This is a genomic window from Cohnella sp. AR92 (genome assembly GCF_003990975.1).
Taxonomy (GTDB): Bacteria; Bacillota; Bacilli; order Paenibacillales; family Paenibacillaceae; genus Cohnella.
In genome coordinates, this window is the sequence record NZ_RZJR01000019.1 from 60,727 (window position 1) to 76,122 (window position 15,396).

The 15,396-nt window shown below is 50.8% G+C and carries 19 protein-coding genes; 12 read left to right on the forward strand and 7 right to left on the reverse strand.

Annotation, left to right across the window (positions count from 1 at the left end):
* Together ELR57_RS24795 and ELR57_RS27965 are read left to right on the forward strand one after the other, a co-directional pair.
* A complete protein-coding gene (locus ELR57_RS24795; RefSeq protein ID WP_126962082.1) occupies positions 1-318 on the forward strand; it encodes a hypothetical protein in 318 nt (105 codons plus the stop codon).
* A gap of 79 nt (positions 319-397) precedes the next feature.
* On the forward strand, positions 398-562 hold the full coding sequence (locus ELR57_RS27965; RefSeq protein WP_158630160.1) for a hypothetical protein: 165 nt from the start codon (positions 398-400) through the stop codon (positions 560-562).
* 251 nt (positions 563-813) lie between these two features.
* Here the strand turns inward: ELR57_RS27965 and ELR57_RS24800 are convergent, their stop codons facing one another.
* The gene (locus ELR57_RS24800) at positions 814-1,167 is read right to left on the reverse strand and encodes a helix-turn-helix domain-containing protein (RefSeq protein WP_126962084.1); all 354 of its coding nucleotides are present in this window, start codon (positions 1,165-1,167) and stop codon (positions 814-816) included.
* 139 nt (positions 1,168-1,306) lie between these two features.
* On the opposite strand from ELR57_RS24800, the gene ELR57_RS24805 reads away from it, so the two are divergent.
* Both ELR57_RS24805 and ELR57_RS24810 read left to right on the forward strand, forming a co-directional pair.
* On the forward strand, positions 1,307-1,984 hold the full coding sequence (locus tag ELR57_RS24805) for a hypothetical protein (protein WP_126962086.1): 678 nt from the start codon (positions 1,307-1,309) through the stop codon (positions 1,982-1,984).
* A 457-nt stretch (positions 1,985-2,441) separates the two neighbouring features.
* Positions 2,442-2,810 carry a hypothetical protein gene (locus ELR57_RS24810; RefSeq protein WP_126962088.1) on the forward strand — a complete coding sequence of 123 codons (369 nt, stop codon included), beginning with the start codon at positions 2,442-2,444 and terminating at the stop codon, positions 2,808-2,810.
* On the opposite strand, the gene ELR57_RS24815 is transcribed toward ELR57_RS24810, so the two are convergent.
* Complete coding sequence (locus ELR57_RS24815) at positions 2,757-2,981, reverse strand: helix-turn-helix domain-containing protein (RefSeq protein WP_370452348.1); 225 nt, start codon at positions 2,979-2,981, stop codon at positions 2,757-2,759. The genes ELR57_RS24810 and ELR57_RS24815 overlap by 54 nt on opposite strands.
* A gap of 204 nt (positions 2,982-3,185) precedes the next feature.
* Here ELR57_RS24815 and ELR57_RS24820 point away from each other — a divergent pair, with 204 nt between their 5' ends.
* The 5 genes from ELR57_RS24820 to ELR57_RS24840 all read left to right on the forward strand — a co-directional run bounded on the left by ELR57_RS24820 (position 3,186) and on the right by ELR57_RS24840 (position 6,930).
* Positions 3,186-3,968 carry a recombinase family protein gene (locus ELR57_RS24820; protein ID WP_126962089.1) on the forward strand — a complete coding sequence of 261 codons (783 nt, stop codon included), beginning with the start codon at positions 3,186-3,188 and terminating at the stop codon, positions 3,966-3,968.
* Between the two features lie 12 nt (positions 3,969-3,980).
* Positions 3,981-4,235 carry a hypothetical protein gene (locus ELR57_RS24825; protein WP_126962091.1) on the forward strand — a complete coding sequence of 85 codons (255 nt, stop codon included), beginning with the start codon at positions 3,981-3,983 and terminating at the stop codon, positions 4,233-4,235.
* A gap of 184 nt (positions 4,236-4,419) precedes the next feature.
* A complete protein-coding gene (locus ELR57_RS24830) occupies positions 4,420-5,658 on the forward strand; it encodes an IS110 family RNA-guided transposase (protein ID WP_126962165.1) in 1,239 nt (412 codons plus the stop codon).
* Positions 5,659-5,806: 148 nt separating this feature from the next.
* On the forward strand, positions 5,807-6,454 hold the full coding sequence (locus ELR57_RS24835; RefSeq protein WP_126962093.1) for a pre-toxin TG domain-containing protein: 648 nt from the start codon (positions 5,807-5,809) through the stop codon (positions 6,452-6,454).
* An 8-nt stretch (positions 6,455-6,462) separates the two neighbouring features.
* Entirely contained in the window at positions 6,463-6,930 is a 468-nt protein-coding gene (locus ELR57_RS24840; protein ID WP_126962095.1) for a hypothetical protein, read from the forward strand.
* A 1,097-nt stretch (positions 6,931-8,027) separates the two neighbouring features.
* Here ELR57_RS24840 and ELR57_RS24845 read toward each other — a convergent pair.
* Together ELR57_RS24845 and yhbH are read right to left on the reverse strand one after the other, a co-directional pair.
* Positions 8,028-8,207, reverse strand: coding sequence for a hypothetical protein (locus ELR57_RS24845; protein ID WP_126962097.1), 180 nt, complete (start codon positions 8,205-8,207; stop codon positions 8,028-8,030).
* Between the two features lie 80 nt (positions 8,208-8,287).
* Positions 8,288-9,433: a sporulation protein YhbH gene (gene yhbH, locus ELR57_RS24850; protein WP_126962099.1), complete on the reverse strand. Its 1,146-nt coding sequence runs from the start codon at positions 9,431-9,433 to the stop codon at positions 8,288-8,290.
* 223 nt (positions 9,434-9,656) lie between these two features.
* Here yhbH and ELR57_RS24855 point away from each other — a divergent pair, with 223 nt between their 5' ends.
* Together ELR57_RS24855 and ELR57_RS24860 are read left to right on the forward strand one after the other, a co-directional pair.
* Entirely contained in the window at positions 9,657-10,031 is a 375-nt protein-coding gene (locus ELR57_RS24855) for a DUF423 domain-containing protein (protein WP_126962101.1), read from the forward strand.
* Between the two features lie 84 nt (positions 10,032-10,115).
* Positions 10,116-11,816: a sensor domain-containing protein gene (locus ELR57_RS24860; protein ID WP_126962103.1), complete on the forward strand. Its 1,701-nt coding sequence runs from the start codon at positions 10,116-10,118 to the stop codon at positions 11,814-11,816.
* A gap of 77 nt (positions 11,817-11,893) precedes the next feature.
* On the opposite strand, the gene ELR57_RS24865 is transcribed toward ELR57_RS24860, so the two are convergent.
* The gene (locus tag ELR57_RS24865; RefSeq protein WP_126962105.1) at positions 11,894-12,313 is read right to left on the reverse strand and encodes a hypothetical protein; all 420 of its coding nucleotides are present in this window, start codon (positions 12,311-12,313) and stop codon (positions 11,894-11,896) included.
* Positions 12,314-12,531: 218 nt separating this feature from the next.
* Between ELR57_RS24865 and ELR57_RS24870 the strand changes: the two genes are divergently transcribed.
* Entirely contained in the window at positions 12,532-12,852 is a 321-nt protein-coding gene (locus tag ELR57_RS24870) for a YunC family protein (RefSeq protein WP_126962107.1), read from the forward strand.
* A 108-nt stretch (positions 12,853-12,960) separates the two neighbouring features.
* Here ELR57_RS24870 and mtnA read toward each other — a convergent pair whose 3' ends face one another.
* Entirely contained in the window at positions 12,961-14,040 is a 1,080-nt protein-coding gene (gene mtnA / locus ELR57_RS24875) for an S-methyl-5-thioribose-1-phosphate isomerase (RefSeq protein WP_126962109.1), read from the reverse strand.
* A gap of 86 nt (positions 14,041-14,126) precedes the next feature.
* Positions 14,127-15,335, reverse strand: a complete 1,209-nt coding sequence (mtnK, locus tag ELR57_RS24880) for an S-methyl-5-thioribose kinase (RefSeq protein WP_126962111.1) — start codon at positions 15,333-15,335, stop codon at positions 14,127-14,129.
* Positions 15,336-15,396: the final 61 nt, after the last annotated feature.

Consider the following 15,396-nt stretch of genomic DNA (forward strand, 5'->3'; position numbering starts at 1 on the left):
ATGCTTAAACTGGATGCAAGAGTGATTTTCGATTCAAAGAACTTAACTCACGATATAAGCGCTAAAAACATTCTTAGACCAGGAATAAACTTTGGAAACAATTTATTGTTTTCGGGGACGATTATTCCGGATGCTGATGTAGAAGTGTTAGTGAGAGATGCTCAATATTCGGTAACGATTGAGCTTCCAACAGTCGATGAAGAAGCGTTTGGGCACATCAGAGACCTTGTAAAGAGTGGTGGCAGTATCACTCTTCAACTGGCTTCTAAAATATTGGGAAAGGGAATAATTGAAAACTTCACCTTTGAAACTGAGTAAAGAGAGTGGCCACATGCGAGTGTAACAACTCCATGTGGCTTCTTTCAACAAAGAGGCATAGTAGAAGGAGGCTAAGCTCGTGCGGTCGTTGCCAAGGTATATCGCATCGTCAGACTTTGATGACCTGATCGAACTGGCGTTAGCTAACGGCGACAAGGAGTGGTTCCTCGATCTCGTTCAGCGGAAAAAGGAACTGGAAAAGGCGGAAGCGGAAGTCCGGCGCGACCTTGGCTTCGAAGATTAGACGTTGACTTGCGAAAATAGATGGGATGAATAGAGCACATGGCTCCCTTCAATACATGGGGCTCATGTGCTCTATTTTGATTGGTGATAAGTCGGGCGCGAACGTCATGCTTTCGGTTTTCGAGGCTCTCCGATGGTGAACGGATGATTTTACCACCGAAGGGGTTGAACGGGCGCAGCACCCGGAATGCGCAAGCGAGACACGGTTAAACAGGAGTCGAGTGCGGTGGAACGATAACGACAAACGTGCTATTATTGCCGCGGGAACGTCTTGAATATCTCCACCAATAGCTTCTTGGTCATCTGAATGTGGCGAAGCTCCTTGGCTTGAAGTAACGTGAGCACTTCCTGTAATGCTGCTTCCTTCTTGTCGGAAGGCGGCTGTACGAAGGGCTGTTCGAAGTCAAAGAATACCTTCGGCTCCAGTTCCAGCGTCTCGGCAATCTTAGCAAGGTTCTCTAAGGAGATGTTGCGCTCGCCGCGTTCGACACCGCCGATGTAGGAGAAATGGAACCCGCACAACTCAGCGAGTTGATCTTGGGAGAGACCCTTGGCTTTCCGGTAGTCTCGTATTTTGGAACCGACTAAATTTAGAATATCTGCCACGGTAAACACCTCTATAGAGAGAGTAGACGATGGCAGAGGATGCGGTAATTGATAGTATAGTATCAAAATAAATAATACTAAAATACATGCTTTTACTGTATAATTCTGCCTATCGTAAATTGTCGAAGGGGTGCAGAAAATGCAGGGAAAGCAGAAGAATTCGTTGAAGAGTGGGACAAACGTACAGTCGGCAAGCGTGGTCAAACAAGGAGAAGTGAACAAGCAGAAACCTAAGACGAATTTTCTAACCGGGTGCCTTGGATGTTTAGGAATGTTGATAGCGCTGGTCTTCATTGGAATCATCATCGTAGCGATTGTAGGGGATAAGGGCAACAACAACGAGCATGGGGCTGCGGAAGCAACACCCGTGACGGCGAACAGCACAGGGCAAGGAATCGAAGCTCAGGTTCGTTCCTCCATAACGAGAGCCATCGGGGACACATCCAACATGGACGAACCGAGAATCGTTAGTCTTCAAGTAAACGACCATTCCGGCACAGTGCAAGAAGGGGATAAAATTGTTGTCGCATCACTGAGAGGGAACGATAACTTGACTGCAGGCATGATTAAGGGCGGCATGCAACTAGACTCGATTAAGGTGTTCAAGGCATTGTTCCAGATAGCGGACATTGAAGAAGTAGCCTTGTTATGGCAGTTCCCAACTACTGACGATTACGGTAACTCCAAATCAACAACGATACTCAAAATAACACTAACGAAAGAAACAGCCGGTAAGATCAATTGGAGCGAATTTGATAAAGATGACTTTGTGAAGGTAGCCGACAGCTATTGGGAGAGTCCTGCGATTCGGGAGTAGGAAGAAGAATGAATCTATTGCTTCACGCAAGACTCATGATGGTGAACTTTTATGGTAAAAATACACAGGCAAGCAAACGTGTCATGAAGCCTTGATTGTCCGGTTTACACAGAAGCTCATGAGTGTGATTTGTTTAGTGTGATTCAACTGGAACTCCATGTAGGTAATAGTTGTCGGTAATCCGGATTACACGGAACTCATGAATATGAACGTTTAACATGAAGATCGTTTGAAATGAGGGTTGACCGCCAGATAACCTCTATGCAATAATGAGGACGCGAAGGCGGGATAGGCTACGCCGGGACAACCTTAACAAACATTCAACCTTAGAACACTTGATTTTCACCGCTTGGGCGGTGGCAGTCGGTGTTCTTTTTGCGTTTCGGTGCAAATTGATCGTCCGACATAATAATTCGAGCAGAGAGGGATGGACGAAATGAGGAAATCAATCAAAGAAATGGATTTCGAAGCACTAAGTTGGGAGATCGTGCGAGTAGAGAGGGTCTTGTTCGCGTACAGCACGATTAAAGAATCCGTACAGCAAGCCATGAAAGCTATGTGTCAGGAGGATGCGGAAGCAAGCATGACCATCCTGCGTTCTATTCAGAAGATGGAGAACGATCAGCAAGAGAGAAAGCTTCGACTGGAGTTAGAGCAAGTGCGCAAGGGGAGAGCGTTAGGGCTGCTGCCCATCTCAACGGAACAATCGGAGTCGATGTCCGAATGGTCGTTTGACATGGTGCAGAACGTAAGCGAGAACGGGAGAAGTGGGTTAACAGGGTTCGACATCTTCGAGGACGAGGAGTTCATCGATGGCTATATCTAATGCAACGCATACAGCGGCGATGGTACTGAGATATATTCGGCTGGCTGTTGGCTTGCACAAGTCGCTGACCGTAGAGGGACGGAGTCCGGTCAAATGGGCTAGCTGCTGACGAGTCATACGACGCTCCTTCAAGATTTCATTCAGACGGATTCGAACAATGGATTTCATCATGGGTTCCTTCCTCCAACACGTTAATTGCGAATAGTGTACGACCTCTTCCGGAGCGAACACGAGTATAAATTTGCGGGTTGTGCAGATTTTGGAAAGGGTCGTATACTACGCATCAACGTTTAACCGTTGACGGAGGCGAGTTATCCGCAGAAAACGGGGATAGCGTTAAAGGGACTAAAGTCCGTGTAACGGGAGGGGATTTTCTTGAGGGAGAAGGTCGTCGGATACGTTAGAGTATCCACTTATGGACAAGCGAAGGAAGGTTACAGCTTGACCTACCAAGTGGAGGAGATCGAGCGATACTGTCTTCAGAACGACTTGGAGCTGTTGAGCGTCTATGAGGATAAGGGCATAAGCGGCGCGGCAGTCGATGAAGAAGGGTTGACCGTTGAACGCGAAGGCTTGCAGGAGATGCTTGCCGATCTGAGGTGCGGGGATGTGTCCGCAATCGTCGTCCTGAATACGTCACGACTATGGCGTTCGGATATGGCGAAGGTGCTCATTCAACGGGAACTGAAACGGCAGAACGTGGATGTAACCGCCATTGAGCAACCGAACTACAGCATCAACGCCCATGACCCTAACGACTTTCTAGTTAATGGCATGTTGGAGTTGTTAGATCAGTATCAGCGCCTTGAAATCGCTTTGAAGCTGAGTCGAGGGCGCAAGAAGAAAGCCCAACAAGGCGGTTATGCGGGTGGTGGCGTTCCGTTTGGATACCGTGCTACGAAGGGGCAGAAGGCTTTTCAGATTGATTGGGAATGTGCCATTATCGTTCATCGGCTGTTTGAACTGAAGGAACTGTTCCCGCATTGGCCGCTGTCAGAGTTCGCCAAGCAACTCAACTATGACGGTTACAAGACAGCGCAAGGCAAGTCGTTCACCAAGGTGCAGATCAAGCGCATATTCGATCGTGAGGACTTCTACAAAGGGATCTACAGCTACGGTGAAGTCACGGCTCCGGGTCGCTACACCGCGATCATATAGGAGGCAGTCGGAATGGAAGACTTGAATAACCGATACAACCGACTTGTCGAGAAGGAAGACCAACTATTAGAGGAACTTGAAACGATTGAAACCTACGTAGATGGGATGCTCAGCTATACGCATAAAGAAGGCGACCGATTCCAGATGACGATGATCGAGGGTATTCTGAACGCCGTATTCGCGTTAGAAAGTGATCGCCGTCAGCATCTGCTCCATGTCCGATTCGAGAAAGCAATGCTGTCGTGCAGGTTGCAGAAGCAAGTTTGAATAAAAGGTTCAATGCCACTTAAAGAATCGACTTGAAATCTTTTAAGTTAGGTCAGGGCAGGAGAAAGGGAAGAAACTTGCTGTTGTATCTTTGCGGGCTGCCTCGTGCGGTTAACGCTCGAACTGAGGATGCAGGCTTCTCTTTTACCGACTGTCCAAAATTCTGAAGGGGGCATCCAGAATGATCCATCCTAAAATGAATCATATCTATGTGGGGGTAGATTTGCACAAAGAGAAACATGTGGCGGTTGTCATTGACTGCTGGAATGAAAAGACGCTGGGAACGTTCCGCTTTGCGAACAAGCCATCAGCGTTCCCTTCATTCGTTGAACAAGTCAAGTCCTGTACCACAGAGGGGCTGACACCTGTATTCGGTCTGGAGGATGTTAACGGATATGGGCGAGGCTTATCGATCTATCTAACAAGCGAAGGGTATGCGGTGAAGTCGGTAAACCCATCGCTTGCGAATGACAAGCGTAAAAGTAACCCACAGCCAAAGAAAAATGATAATTGGGATGCCCGAATCGTTGCCAAGATACTGCTTGACGAGTTGGACCATCTACCGGATGCAAAGCCCCAAGATGTCTATTTCTCGTTAAAGCATTGCGTTAATCGCCAGGACTCATTGGTTTGCGAACTGACGAAGACGAAGAAGCAGCTCCACAATGAACTTAGCTATCACTATCCAAGTTACAAGAAGTTTTTCACCGATCTAACGGGGAAGACGGCGTTGGCATTCTGGAAGGAATATCCGTCCCCTCATTGTTTGAAGGATGTGCCAGTAGAGGACTTAGCGGAGTTTCTTCGAAAACATAGCAACAACTGTTTAACTGTCGGGAAAGCGATGGAAATAGTAGGTTGCATAGAGTCAGATGGAGACACGAAGCGCGGGAACCAGGGGGTGAAGGATGCGATGATTGTCAGTTATGTCCGACAGGTTGACTTCTTGAAAAAGGAAATCGCAATGGTGGAAGAGCAAATCAAGGAACTGATGGATACCCTCGACTATAAGTTAGAATCCATGACAGGCATTGAACTTGTGACAGCAGCGGACTTTATAGCCCGAATCGGTGACATTAGACGCTTCAAGAACGCCGATAAACTGGCGAAGTATGCAGGAATTGCACCATACGAGAACAGTTCAGGCATTAGGGAAAACGTGAAGAAGAGTAAGTTGGGAGACCGTCACTTGCACGGGCTGTTCTACGACTTGGCCATACGACAGTTAGCGGTGACGAAAGGCAAGAAAGAACCTAGAAACCCAGCAATGCTGGCATACTACCAAAGCAAATTGGATGCGAACAAGACGAAAAAGCAGGCTATCGTCTGTGTGATGAGAAAGCTGGTCAACGTTATTTTTGGCATGATGAAGCATAAAACTGCTTATGTAATGCCAGTGGTAGAAGAAAGAAGAGTAGGATAAAATTGATAGAAGATAGCGGTTTATTAACTAGGATACGTATGAGGGGCAGATTGATAATCCTCTGACGTTGAATCTTTATACGTATGTACTGAATAACCCACTAAACAGTATTGATCCTACAGGCCATAATCCGATAAGTGGGTGGTCATTGACTAAAAAGTTTATGGATAAAGTCCAAGATTCAGTGGAGTTTGCTGGGAAATGGGTGTATAACGGATTAACAGGCGGACTTGCTTCGGATATATACAATTCTGCAATCGGAGTGGACTTACTAACTGGACAAAAGTTATCTGCAACAGAAAGAGTCATAAGTGGTGCATCTGCTGCGCTCTTTTTCTCACCGGTGTTAGAGGAGTTTGTACTTACTTCAAACACAGTTAAGTCTATGCGGGTTCTTAATATTGGATCAGGTACCAATCCAATTAGAGGTGCGATAAACATTAATAATGTGATGAAGGATGGCGTAGATTTGGTAGCTGATGTTACAAAAAAACTACCTTTTGACACTGGTTCAATTGATAGCATAATATCAATTAACCCTTACGGTTATAATCCCTTGAACGCTGCTACAAATACGGTTCTTAAAGAAGGGGGGACATTCACCATTGTCGGGCAAACATGGAACAAATATTTTAACAATATCTATAAGGCTAGTTCTGAAGCACTCAAACAGATGGGATATGAGGTGGTTTCAAGAGGCGCTGCCTCTGATGCTTATAAGTTCGGAACTCAAACAACGAATGGTAATCCTATAGATCCAGATACTCTTTTCCAAATAATCTTGCGAAAGATATAGGTGACGAAATGAATATTATATACATTACTGGAGAAAAGTTCAATTCAATTGGATTTGGTGAAGCTAAAATTGATTGTTCTCCTTCACGACATGTAGATGGCACTTTAACAGTTCAAGTCAGTAATATTGACTTCTCGGCCTCTTTAGCACAAGATATTGTTTCAAGTTATGAGGATGATGTAATAATAACAAACGCTACTTTAACTTTTGAAGAAGTTTCAAGGATAAAAGTAAAAGTTGCATTATATGAAGAAGATGGAAGATCATTCTTAGTTCAGCAGAGTGGGGAAATCTTGAGATTAAAAAAAGAATGGATATTCCCATACGAAAATGAAGGTTATACATATAATTTTGGAGGTGTCTTAGATTGGCCTTATGGTCATTGCAGTATAGTTATCACTGCACACGGAAATGTGCTAATTCAATTTAATCAAGAAGATTGTATCAATTTACGTGAATTTAACTTGAGAAAGTAAACAGCTTTATTACCATATGAGAGTGTAATAACTCCATGTAGTTTTCGTGCGCTTGCTAAGCTAGGTACAACTCGTCGGTGAAAGTCAGACCAAGGTAAGAGCCAAGTCGCCTTGTAGATGACAGGCAACTGGTGGAGAAATCCTAAGGTTGAAGCCCTGTGACAAAGCATTCCTTCCGGAGTGCAAGCAAAGGAACAGACCGTAACATCAAGTGAATCCTGCCGCATCGTCACATGGCCCCGAAAGGGACAAGAGAGAGTCGAGCCTTGTATCGGATAATTGCCGCATGCACAAGAAAGAGGAACATCGGAAAGCCTTATGAGGGAAAACCTCACGTACGGTTTGATGCAGGGGGGACTGGGATACCAGTCCCCCTCTACTTTTCGCCAACATACTGGTGTTTTCCCTAAGCAATTAGAAACATAACCGGATTCAGAAAGATGAACTTTGGTATGAAAATGATGGGATTGTCGGCCGATATCAGAGGTAGCGAAAGGAGGCAAAACCATGCAAAAGTTGCCAAGACAATCGCCTCGTCGGACTTTGATGTTTAGATTGAGCTGGCGTTAGCTAACGTTGACCAAGGATTAGTTCCTCGATCTAGTCCAGTTGTGGAAGGGACTGGAAGAGACGGATTCGTCGTGACCTTGGCTTAAAGGAATAGGTGCTGTCGCTAATACGAACGTCATGCTTTCGGTTTACAGGATTCTTCGATAATGATCGGGTGAGATTTTACCGACAAGCGGGGTGAACAGGTGCAGTACCCGGCAAGCGCAAGCGAGATACGGTAAATAGGGGGCGGGTACAGTGGGACGATGACGGCGAACAAATTTCTCATTGCCGAGGAAACGTCTTGAATTACTCAACCAATAGCTTCTTGGTCACTGAATATGGCGAAGCTCCTTGGCTTGAAGCAGTGAAAGCACTTCTTGGGTCCAGCTTCCTTCTTGTCAGAAGGAAGCTGGACGAAAGGGTGATCGAAATCAAAGAACACCCTGTGATTTTAAATGCTTCCGCGCTTTACGGAAGTTCTACGACAACCTATTGTTTGTCAAAGAAGGGCCTAAGCCTAGACAACCCTCATAGACGGAACGAAGTCACTTCTCCCAATGAATGAACCGGCTGACGACAGAAACGATCGGCGACGCATCCAGATCCATCAGGCCGTTCAGATCGGACACGACGTAGATCAACAAGAATGGCAGCAGCCCGATGGCGAGCAGCGCCATGACCATCCCGACCGTAACACTGCGCACGATACGGCCCCATGCGATCATGAGACTCACCCCGCTTTTCCAATAAGATTAGGAATGGAAGAAGCGACCGTCTCGGAAGGAGGGCGGTCGCTCGCGTATGGTCACCCTACGGCGTCTCTCTTCTTGAAGAACGTCTTGAGAGCGCTATAGATCTCGGTTTTCTCCTTGATGACATGATAGAGAAACTGCTGATGCTCGAGATGCTTGTAGGCGGACATGAGGGTGCTGGAGCGATTGTATTGGTTCACTTCCCCATAGCCGAAAATATTCGCAACATTCAGAATTTCTTTGATAAGCCGAACGCATCTCTCGTTGTCGCTGGTCAGGTTGTCGCCGTCGGAGAAATGGAAGGGGTAGATGTTGTAGAGAGACGGGGAGTACCGGCTGTCGATGATCTCCAGCGCCTTGATGTAAGCGGACGAACAGATCGTGCCGCCGCTCTCGCCGCGGGTGAAGAACTCCTCCTCGGTCACTTCCTTGGCTTCCGTATGGTGCGCGATAAACACGATCTCGACTTTCTCGTACTGCCTTCTCAGGAATCTCGTCATCCAGAAGAAGAACGAGCGGGCGCAGTACTTCTCGAAGGAGCCCATGCTTCCCGACGTATCCATCATGGCCAGGATCACGGCATTGTTCTGGGGCTTCACGATGTCCTCCCATGTCTTGAAGCGGAGGTCGTCGGGGGAGATGCCGGCGATCTCGGGCCGTCCCTCGCGGGAGTTGCGGCGCAGGTTCTCCAGGATCGTCCGTTTCTTGTCGATGTTGGACATGATCCCTTTGCGGCGAACGTCGGTGAAGCGGACGTCCTTCATCTCGATCTGTTCTTTCTCCTTGCGCTTCAGATAAGGCAGCTCCAGCTCCTCGAACAGCAGATTTTCCAACTCCGCTATGGAGATCTCCGCTTCCACAACATCGTCGCCCGGCTGGTCGCCGGCTCCTTCCCCCTTGCCGCTGCCGCTCTGGGGGTCGGTACCGAGAACGTCGCCGACCTGGCTGTCCCCGGATCCTTGGCCGACATGCTTGCGCTTGTTGTTGTTATAGATGAAGCGATACTCTTCCATGCTGCGAATCGGAATCTTGATGATCTGCTTCCCGTCCGAGAGGACGATATTCTCTTCCGACAGCAGGTCGGGCAAGTTCTGCTTGATAGCCTCGCGAACCTTCTGCTGATGCCGCGACTGATCCTGGTATCCCTTGCGATGCAATGACCAGTCTTCGCGCGACAGGATGAAAGCCGGCTCAGTCATGGCGTGGACACCACCTTTTTTGGCAAGTGTAAAAATCGTGTGTTATTCAATATATTCTAGTTCTCACAAACGATGTGTGCGATTTTTCTAAGCTGTGATTCCCATCATAAGATCGAGGCCTTTCCGGCGAATCATTTGTCCCATTTCGTTCATGGCGTTAAGCCGGGGAAAAGGGTATGATGGTAACAGACTGCCACGATTTGCCTTTAAGGGAGGATATACCGTGTTAAGGAAATATGCGATGATCGGCGCTTTCATTGCGCTGTTGGCTGTCGTATTCGGAGCGTTCGGCGCTCACGCGCTCAAGGACCAGATCTCCGAGGACGACCTGAAGACATTCGAGACCGGCGTTCGTTATCAGATGTACCATGGGCTGGGCCTTCTGCTAATCGCCCTTCTGGGAGACCGGTTCGGCTCCGGCAAAAAGATGGTTTGGGCGGGGCGGCTGCTCGTGCTCGGAGTCATCCTGTTCTCGGGAAGCCTCTACGGCTTGTCCCTGACGGGGCTGACCTTCTTCGGTCCGATTACCCCGCTCGGCGGCGTTTCCTTCATCGCCGGCTGGCTCTGCGTGATTCTGGCGGCAAGGAAGGCACAATAGTTTCAAAAATGTCGAATTTTGTTATATAATGAAGATCATACATCGTTTGTCATGTTTCCCATAAGGGAGGAAGGACGTAGCCTTGTGAACGGATGGACCGACATAACGTCTTACGAGCTCGAGCTTCTTCACTCGATTTACAACAGTCCGATCACGATAGCCGTCTTGAGCAGCGATGGACGCTTGCTCGACCTGAATCAAGATTCCAGCGATTACTTCGGATATGACAAGTCGGAAATGATCGGCGAGCCGTTCTTGAGATGGCTCGATCCGTCTTCTTATGAGACTGGCGTTCAAGCCTTTAGAAGATCGCTGCTCGGCGAGAAAGTCACGGAGGACATTCGCATCTTCCACAAAGCCGGACATGCGGTCGATCTGAACGTGACGATGACCCGCATGCACCGCGACGGAGAAGCGGCCGGCGTCGTCTTCGTGCTGCAGGATGTCACCCAGCACAAGAGATCGCTGAAGCGCAATCACTACCTGGCCCATTATGACGATATGACGGGGCTGCCGAATCGCCGTCTCTTCCTTCAGAATCTGCAGAAACGCATGTCGGAGATGAGCAGAGGGGAGAGCCGGCTTGCGGTCTGCTACCTGGACGTCGATCGATTCAAGCTGGTGAATGCGTCCTTCGGCCGCGAAGCGGGGGACATGCTCCTTCTGCTGATAGCCGCGAGGCTGAATCTATTCTTCCAAGGAGAGAGCGATCTGGCCCGGATGGAAGGCGACGAGTTCGCGGGCATTCTCCTCGACGTCCAAGGAGAAGAGGACCTCTCGCACCGCATGCGTCTTCTCATGAGCTTGTTCGATGAGCCGTTCCTGCTGGGAGAGTCGCCTATCCACGTATCCGTAAGCATCGGCATCATGATGAGCGACGGTCTTGCGGAGGATGCTCCTTCTCTGCTTAAGAAGGCGGATACCGCCTTGAACAAGGTGAAGGAGAACGGCCGCAACGATTATCAGCTGTATTCCCCGGACGTCGACCAGCAGGCGCTGCGTCGTCTCCAGCTTCAGCATGAACTGATGAAGGCGTTGCAGAACCAGGAATTCCTGCTGCATTATCAGCCCCAATACGAACTTGCCAGCGGAAGGATCGTCGGGATGGAAGCTCTCGTTCGCTGGCATCACCCGAAGAGAGGCCTCGTCCCCCCCGGGGAGTTCATCCCGGCCGCGGAGGACAGCGGAATCATCGTTCCGCTCGGAGATTGGGTGATTCAAGAGGCTTGCAGACAAAACAAGGAATGGCAGGACGCCGGCCTGCCTCCAATTCCGGTGTCCGTCAATTTGTCGGCTCGCCAATTCTCGCAGCGCAATCTCATAGGCAAGATCGCCGAGGTTCTCGAAGCGACGGGACTCGATCCGAACTACCTGGAGCTGGAGATCACGGAGAGCATGACGATGGATGTGGAGCGGGCCACTTCCTTCCTGGAGCAGCTGTCGGAGCTCGGCGTGGGCATCAGCATCGACGACTTCGGCACGGGCTACAGCTCGTTCCATTATTTGCGCAACTTCCCGATCGGAAGCCTCAAGATCGACCGATCGTTCGTAAGGGACATCCAGCAGGACCCGAACGATGCCGCTATCGTAGCGGCCATCATCGCCATGGCCCATAATCTTCAGCTGGAAGTCATCGCCGAAGGCGTGGAGACGATCGAGCAGGTTCAATTCCTGCAGCAGCATGGCTGCGACGAGATGCAAGGGTACTACGGAAGCCCGCCGCTGCCCAAGTCGCAGATCGAGGGGCTCCTATACGAAGGCGGCAAGTTGGAAGGGCAAGGGTAGAATGCTTATTTCTCCATATAACAATCAAAGGCCGATCCTTATTGAAGTTAAGGATCGGCCTTTGCGGTTGACTGCGCCTATTCAATGAAATCGTCGATCTCGTTCAAGTAGATGGAATAGACTCTCTTCTCATCGACATGATAGAGCGTAAGCAGCGTTTGTTCCGGATCGAAGTTAACGATCCTGCACGGCATGGATTGCTTGATGCCCTTCCCGCGGTTCAGGTTAACCCGAATCAGCTTGTTCGACTGGATGTAACCTCGTATCTTGGCGTCGAGGTTGTCCGTCAGGAGGAGACTGGTGCGCTCCGAAGAAGCAAGCTCCTTCTTGATCGTCTCTCCAAGCTTCATTCCGGATTGTATTCGGTAGTCCGCGAGTTCACCCTCGTTCAGAAGGTGCAGGAGCTTCTCCATGGCGATGCCGTTGCTCGGTGCGCGGATCAAGATGTCGACTTGGAAGAGGTAAGAACCGTCTTCCGAAGCTTTGTTTTTAGTCATGGCTGATCCAAACCCCCGAGGTAACCCAGCATTCAACTATCAAAATGGATACCGTTAGTTATAATATACCATGTTTCTACTGGTTAAAATAGTACAAATTGGGCATTTCCCTATCGATTACACAGGACCTATTGCATAGTCGCGAGCATAGTATGGTTCGAATGCACTATTGAGATACCCTCAGCAGCTGCATGATCGCTATTGGGAGGTGATTATCGATGATGCGACTCGTTCCTATCGAAGTGGAAGGCCATACCGCGCTTGGCGTAGAGGTTCTGCTGCCGGGAACCACGCTTCTGGCCATCACGATAAACGACGGGTATATTATGTGCGGAGCGCTTGACGTTCAACTTCTGAACGAGCGGCTCAAGGACCGCCGAATCATCGCGGGCCGCGCGGTAGGCGTACGGACGTTCGAGCAGCTGCTGGAGGCTCCGCTGGAATCCGTTACGGACACGGCGCGGGAGCTTGGCATCGTGCCCGGGATGAAAGGCCATGATGCAATTGCGGCGATAGCGGAGCGCCATGCTCGCTCCTGAACACCGCCGCCTGCGGCTTTGCTTATCCAAGCAAAAACGCCTTACGCGTTCTTGGACGTCGATGAAGCTTAGCGTAAACGATACAGGCAATGATGAGCTTGAAACTTATTAATCCTGTATCGTGAATAAGGCTTTGAGGCCGGTCTGATAAGGGGCGCGAACGATTCCCTTCTCGGTAATGATGGCCGTCACCAGTTCGTTAGGAGTCACGTCGAAGGCGGGATTGTAGACCTTCACCCCTTCAGGCGCCGTACGGCGCCCGAAGGCGTTCGTGACCTCGTCCGAATGCCGTTCCTCGATCGGAATCTCGGCTCCGGTCGCGGTAGACAAGTCGATGGTGGACATCGGACAAGCTACATAGAACGGAATGTTGTGCGCCTTGGCCAATACAGCCACCCCATAGGTGCCGATCTTGTTGGCGACGTCGCCGTTCGCGGCAACGCGATCCGTTCCGACGATAACGGCTTGAACCCATCCCTTGGACATGACGTGAGCGGCCATGTTGTCCGTGATGAGCGTCACGTCGACGCCCGCCTGTTGAAGCTCGAAAGCGGTCAGCCGCGCGCCCTGCAGGACAGGACGAGTCTCATCGGCGAACACCTTGAGCGTTATTCCTTGTTCGAGGGCGAGATAGAAGGGGGCAAGCGCCGTTCCGTACTTGGAGGTGGCGAGACCGCCCGCGTTGCAGTGCGTCAGTACGCCCATTCCGTCGCGGAAGAGCGTCAAGGCATGCTCGCCGATCAGTCGGTTCGTCTCCACGTCTTCCGCATGGATAAGCTGGGCTTCCTTCCGCAGCTCTTCGATCGCCTCGGCAGTCGAGAAATCGGATGCCGCCAGCGCGGCCGCCTTCGATTCCATGCGCTCGAGCGCCCAGAACAGATTGACGGCCGTCGGCCTGGAAGTGGCGAGATATTCCGCGTGGCGCTTCGCTTCGGCCGCCAGCTCGCGGACCGAACCTTCGAGGTTCTGCACGCCGAGAACGACGCCATAGGCAGCCGAGATGCCGATCGCCGGAGCTCCGCGAACCTTCAGCTCGCGGATCGCTTCCCACACCTCCTGCGGCGTGGTCAGCTTCAAATAAACGGTCTGCTCGGGAAGAAGGCGTTGATCCAACAGTTCCAATTCTCCGTCCGCCCATATAACAGGTTGCAATATCTTCGATACGACGGAAGCTTCTAGCTCGCTCATGATGCGTAACTCCTCTCGTAATGCCGGACTCTCGTCCGAATGCCTGATTTGCCCGGCTGGCGCCGAGCGTTAAGGATCCGAACCGCTTACTTCGCGGCGGCATCCGTTGCGATCCGAATGATATCTTCAATAGAAGCGGCTTGACGATGGCTCTTGATCAGCCCAGTGCCGATCTTAAGCGCCAGGCGCTGGGCGCGCTCGCGGGAAGCGGCGTCCGGAATGGTATCGATATCCGCGACGTGGGCGAGGCCGTAGACGCGGCGGACGGTCTTCGCGCCGGCGAAGCCGACCGTGTCCTGCAGCAGGCGGGCGAGGAAGCTGTCTTGGTACCCGGAAGCGCGGAAAATGCGGTCGTTGCCCTGCTCGTTCCACAGCTTGCGGAATTTCGACTCGAACAGCGTCCAGGTGTCGCGGATGGTGTTCAACAGGTAAGCTCGGCGGTCGCTGCGGGAAGCTTCGTCAAGGCTCCAATGCTCCTGGGAAGCATAGTTCAGCAGCAGGTTCGCGAAGACGGCGCCGATATCGAAGCCCATCGGGCCGAAATAAGCGAATTCCGGATCGATGACCTTGGTGGATTCCGGGGTGATGAAGATGCTGCCCGTATGCAGGTCTCCGTGAAGCAGCGCCTGCGCGCTCGTCAAGAACTTCTCCCGAAGCAGCGCGACTTCCAGCTTCAGCTCCTCGTCCTTCCAGATCGCTTCGGCCGCGTCGCGAATGCTCGATTCGATGCTGTTCGTCGGCGCATCGAAATACGGATCCTCGAAGATGAGATCTTCGGTGATCTTGCACAGATCGGGGTTGATGAAGCGCTCCACCAGCCGTTTTTTATCCTGTTGATTCATGCCGAGGTCGGAGGTGAAGAAGAGGGTTCGGGCCAGGAATTCGGAGATGTGCTCCGCGAATCTCGGATAGGTTCCGCCTTCGATGAGGCCTTTGCGCATGATGACGTGATCGCTCAGATCCTCCATGATCGTCAAGGCAAGCTCGTTGTCGGCTTTGTATACGCGGGGGGTAAGGCCGGGGGCGAGTTCGCCTTCCTTGACCAAGGCTTCGCTCTCGATCCGAGCCCGGTCCAAGGACAGCGGCCAAGATTCGCCGACCACCTTCGCGTAAGGCAGCGCCTGCTTAACGATCAGGCTGGCCCCCGTTGCAGGCTGTGTGATATGGAAGACGAGGTTCAGATTGCCGTCTCCGATCTCTTTGGAGACAAGCTCTTCGCTCGTCGGGAATACTTCCTTGATCGTACGCGCGATCTCGATCGCTTCCGCTTCGCTGAGCGGGTGATAGTGGCTCATTCTCTCCAACCTCCATTAAGTCGTCTTGCTTGTCGATATGCGCTTGCCGCATGAAGCCCGT

Bases quoted from the DNA above. Each gene is read 5' to 3' on its own strand.
- ELR57_RS24870 (WP_126962107.1), top strand. From the start codon at position 12,532: ATGATGCGACTCGTTCCTATCGAAGTGGAAGGCCATACCGCGCTTGGC.
- mtnA (WP_126962109.1), bottom strand. From the start codon at position 14,040: ATGAGCGAGCTAGAAGCTTCCGTCGTATCGAAGATATTGCAACCTGTT.
- ELR57_RS24845 (WP_126962097.1), bottom strand. From the start codon at position 8,207: ATGATCGCATGGGGCCGTATCGTGCGCAGTGTTACGGTCGGGATGGTC.
- ELR57_RS24805 (WP_126962086.1), top strand. From the start codon at position 1,307: ATGCAGGGAAAGCAGAAGAATTCGTTGAAGAGTGGGACAAACGTACAG.
- ELR57_RS24825 (WP_126962091.1), top strand. From the start codon at position 3,981: ATGGAAGACTTGAATAACCGATACAACCGACTTGTCGAGAAGGAAGAC.
- ELR57_RS24815 (WP_370452348.1), bottom strand. From the start codon at position 2,981: ATGATGAAATCCATTGTTCGAATCCGTCTGAATGAAATCTTGAAGGAG.
- ELR57_RS24865 (WP_126962105.1), bottom strand. From the start codon at position 12,313: ATGACTAAAAACAAAGCTTCGGAAGACGGTTCTTACCTCTTCCAAGTC.
- yhbH (WP_126962099.1), bottom strand. From the start codon at position 9,433: ATGACTGAGCCGGCTTTCATCCTGTCGCGCGAAGACTGGTCATTGCAT.
- mtnK (WP_126962111.1), bottom strand. From the start codon at position 15,335: ATGAGCCACTATCACCCGCTCAGCGAAGCGGAAGCGATCGAGATCGCG.
- ELR57_RS24795 (WP_126962082.1), top strand. From the start codon at position 1: ATGCTTAAACTGGATGCAAGAGTGATTTTCGATTCAAAGAACTTAACT.
- ELR57_RS24840 (WP_126962095.1), top strand. From the start codon at position 6,463: ATGAATATTATATACATTACTGGAGAAAAGTTCAATTCAATTGGATTT.
- ELR57_RS24810 (WP_126962088.1), top strand. From the start codon at position 2,442: ATGGATTTCGAAGCACTAAGTTGGGAGATCGTGCGAGTAGAGAGGGTC.